This window comes from Arachidicoccus sp. (assembly GCF_050436765.1).
In the GTDB taxonomy this organism is placed as follows: Bacteria; Bacteroidota; Bacteroidia; order Chitinophagales; family Chitinophagaceae; genus Arachidicoccus.
Genome location: NZ_JBNQGD010000319.1, coordinates 1 through 1,850, shown reverse-complemented (window position 1 = coordinate 1,850; position 1,850 = coordinate 1). Strand labels below are relative to the sequence as shown.

At 39.0% G+C, this 1,850-nt stretch carries 2 protein-coding genes; both read left to right on the top strand.

The genetic code is table 11. The annotated features are described in order from the left end of the window. On the top strand, nt 1–803 hold an 803-nt coding region (locus ACQR30_RS13780; protein WP_429736096.1), incomplete at its 5' end, for an SEC-C metal-binding domain-containing protein. A gap of 294 nt (nt 804–1,097) precedes the next feature. Next, the coding region (locus tag ACQR30_RS13775; protein WP_429736094.1) for a M60 family peptidase N-terminal accessory domain-containing protein at nt 1,098–1,850 on the top strand (753 nt) is incomplete at its 3' end.

Genomic DNA, 1,850 nt, shown 5'->3' with positions numbered 1-1,850 from the left:
TTGCCTTTAATCATAAAGATGCGAATGATTATGAAGGGTTCCGCTTAAATGCAATTGTACAATTAGCGTTGGATACCAAGATAACTGAAGAGGAATTTGGTAAAAGCAATATGAATGAATTGGCGGATACATTGTATAATGAGGCATTTGAAAATTATCAAAAACACAAAGAAGAAATAGCCAAAAATGCTTTGCCGGTATTTAAAAATATCCGTCAAGCACAGGGCAATCAGATTGAAAATGTAGTGGTACCATTTGCCGATGGTCGCAAAGCACTTCAGGTATTAGCCAACATGCAAAAGACTATTGATAGCAATGGCTTTGAGTTGGTAAATTCTTTGGAAAAGACATTGATGCTTGGGTTTATCGACGATGCGTGGAAAGAACATCTTCGTTCAATGGACGATTTGAAGCAAAGTGTGCGTACAGTACAATATGAGCAGAAGGATCCATTGGTGATATACAAACAAGAAGCTTTTGGTTTGTTTGCTAAGATGAATAGCGAAGTGAATGTTGAAATTGTGACTTTCTTATCTCATGGGAATATCCCGGTAGAGACACAACAAAATGGACAACTTCGTGAAGGGCATGAACGCAAAACAGATTTGAGTGGTCTTCATGCTAACAAGGAAGAAATAGATGAAGCGGGTAGTGATTACGGTGCAAATGGCAATGATTATTATGACCCAAGTGCAAATGTAAAACAGCAACCAGTGGTAGTTGGTCCCAAAACTGGTCGTAATGATCCTTGCCCTTGTGGTAGTGGCAAGAAATATAAAAACTGTCATGGTAAGGATGCGTAATATTGCATCGTTCATATTTTTAAATGCCGTTCATACTTCTGAACGGCATTTTATTTGGGCCCCCTTCGGAAAGCTACTTTTACTATAGGAGAGGAGCGGTTGCCCCACTGTAATTTTAAAAGTACTTGTAATACTTACACAATCGTTTGTCTGGTGGATTTCTAAAAACTGTTTATATCTTTCAGATGCATAGAAACATTCTGTTATAATAAAACTTAGTCCTGCATTGCTTATAAATCAGAAGAAGGCTTTTGATATCAATTTATTATCTCTAATTTTTTAAATGTGCAAACAATGAAAAAAGTGTTATTCGCAATGCTATGCCTTTGCTGTATTTTATTTGTGCAAAATAGCTCTGCGCAAACAGCAACTATCATCCCTCAAAATGTAATTATCTCCCCGCAGCACCCGCTCTCTGTAAAAGACACTGCGCTTAGGAAGGCAATATTAAAATGGAGTGACAAAATACTTAGCAGTGATGATTATAAAAATGTGCGAGCTCAGCCTTCATTTATAAATTTTCCCGGACCCGTGAAGGAAGGTGCGGTGAAAATTGAGAAAATCTATCATTTAGATCACCAACCAATTGAGAAGCGCCTGATTCCAATTGTTTCTCATCTAGGATATTCCGGAGCTTGGAATAATAACCTTTATAGTACCGGTTTGTACGCTATTGCAGGAGAGCCAATTGAAGTAACGATCCCCGGTTATTTGGTGGGAAAAAACATCGCGGTTCAAATAGGCAGCCATTCAGATAATTTGGGTGCCTGGATTGCCGGAAAGCAAGATTGGCGCAGGATGCCGAAAATAGTAAAAGTAGAAAAATTGGAGAAAGAAACGACCAGTATAGCCTCCCCATTTGGTGGGCTTGTGTATATAAGCGTCTCCCCAAAAGAGCCGACCATCCGCGCTGATATCAAGATAAAAAACGCCATTGCTGCCCCGTTATTTCAATTGGGTAAAACCACGAATAAGCAGTGGCAGACGCAGTTAAAAAATAACAGAGCTCCTTGGGGCGAACTAGCTTCCGATAGGATTATTATTACA